This window comes from Bacillus sp. 220_BSPC, assembly GCF_001054655.1.
Lineage (GTDB): Bacteria > Bacillota > Bacilli > Bacillales > DSM-1321 > Peribacillus > Peribacillus frigoritolerans.
Genome location: NZ_JVPL01000215.1, coordinates 1 through 2,198, shown reverse-complemented (window position 1 = coordinate 2,198; position 2,198 = coordinate 1). Strand labels below are relative to the sequence as shown.

Annotated in this window: 1 protein-coding gene and 1 pseudogene; both read right to left on the bottom strand. The window is 44.9% G+C overall.

Annotated features, from left to right (window positions below):
- Nucleotides 1-1,012 (bottom strand): LLM class flavin-dependent oxidoreductase (locus tag ADA55_RS17240; RefSeq protein ID WP_048686142.1); only part of this gene is annotated, 1,012 nt, incomplete at its 3' end.
- Between the two features lie 156 nt (nucleotides 1,013-1,168).
- Nucleotides 1,169-2,174: pseudogene (locus ADA55_RS17235) on the bottom strand (LLM class flavin-dependent oxidoreductase).
- Between the last annotated feature and the right edge of the window lie 24 nt (nucleotides 2,175-2,198).

Genomic DNA, 2,198 nt, shown 5'->3' with positions numbered 1-2,198 from the left:
TAATTTCTGCCAATATTTCATAGGAATGGAGGCGGGCCTTATGATCGTAAACCTGGGCGATTGCCATAATTTCATCGGCTTGACTTTCATCCAGAACCTTTTCCAGCTTTTCTTTTACGATTTGAGGACTGCCGACAATCGAAGTTCCTAATTGATTCTCAAGGGCAGCTATTTCATAGTCGCTCGCTATATCATTAATATTATCCACTGGCGGCTGCAATGGGACTTCCTTCCCCCGCATCAAATTCAAGAACTGCTGCTGCAATGTTGTAGCGAGCCGCTCCGCTTCTTGATCTGTATCGGCCGCAATGATGTTTAGCCCTACCATTGCATGAGGCTTGTCCAATACTTTAGAAGGCTTAAACGAACGGCGGTACAGCTGGATAGCCGGCAGTGTGTTATGCGGCGAGAAATGGCTCGCAAATGCAAACGGCAGTCCAAGCTCTCCTGCCAGCTGGGCACTGTATCCGCTCGAGCCTAACAGCCAAATAGGTATGTTTAATCCCTCACCCGGAATTGCTTTAACATGACTATATCCTTGTGCCAGGGAAGGGTCAAAGTAATTCCGGAGCTCAGCCAGCTGCTCAGGGAAATCTTCTCCTGAACTTCTCAAGTCACGTCTTAATGCACGTGCAGTAAGCTGATCAGTGCCTGGTGCACGGCCCAAGCCAAGATCAATTCGTCCTGGATATAATGATTCCAGAGTACCAAATTGCTCAGCAATAACAAGAGGTGCATGATTCGGCAACATAATGCCGCCTGAACCTACCCGGATTTTTGATGTACCTGCTGCAACATGGGAAATGACTACCGATGTTGCAGAGCTAGCGATAAATGGCATATTATGATGCTCAGCGAGCCAATATCGGTTATACCCCAGCTTTTCAGCGAGCCGGGCCAGCTCCAAAGTATTGCGAAAAGAATCAGCCGGCGTACTTCCATCTGTAATTGGAGAGAGATCCAGGACCGAGAATGGAATATCCGTAATTTGTTTTGTATCATTTTCAGGCATATGCTCATCTTCTTTCTTTAAAAATTTCGTTTCAAACCTATAAAAGAATTTACAGGTTGTTTTCTTTGTCCTTTTTTTCTGCTTCAATCTAAATCACATTAATTTAACTGATTTAATATCTGCAGAAAATACATTCTTTATTAGACTAGACACTGTTTAATTTACTGCAGCCTGAGCCAAAATTTCATAAGAGCGCAGCCGTGCCTTATGATCAAAAATTTCTGTATGAGCCATAATTTCATCAGCGTCAGTCTTTTCTATTAACTCATGGAGCTGCTGCTTCACACCTGCAGGGTCCCCGATGATGGAAGTGAAAAGCTGTTCTTCAACCGCCTTGCGTTCATTATCGTTCCAAATCTCGTCCATGTTATCAACAGGTGGCAAAATGGGAGAAGGCTGTCCACGGGTTAACAAAAGAAATTTTTGATACATCGAAGTGGCAAGCCTTTGTGCCTCCTGTTTCTCATCAGCAGCCACCACTTGAACGGCTAACAGTACATAAGGCTCCTCCAAAAATTGAGACGGACGAAAATAATCCCGGTACAGTTTTATGGCCTCCATCATGTTACCTGGAGCAAAATGTCCCGCGAAAGAGAATGGTAACCCAAGTATTCCAGCCAATTGTGCACTATATAACCCTGAACCTAACAGCCAAATTGGCACATTTGTTTTTTCGCCGGGAATGGCGTGAAAGCTAAATGATCCATTCTTAGTGGCTGTTCCTGTACCATAAAGATATGCGATAAGCTCCTCAAGCCGGGCATCAAATACAGGTTCACCAGCCACCCTATGCCGCAAAACATTTGCTGAATATTGGTCGGTGCCAGGTGCCCGCCCCAATCCAAGGTCGATTCGGCCAGGTAAGGAGGTTTCTAATGTTCCCAATTGCTCAGCCACGGAAAGAGGAGAATAATGGGAATGCAGCATTGCACCTGATCCAATACGCATTTTTTCCGTGACAGAGACTACTCGTCCAATTACGATCGGGGATGCTGAACTCGCCATTCCTGCCCAATTATGATGTTCAGCAAGCCAAAACCGTTTATATCCCCACTGCTCTGTTTTCTTTGCTAGATCAAGCGTGTTTGAAGGGAAAGTCGGCTGATCCTCCCTCGACAATTGGGGAGGGATCTAGCACTGAAAGTTCTATTTTCTTTGTCATAATTCTTCCTCCTTTTATACAATT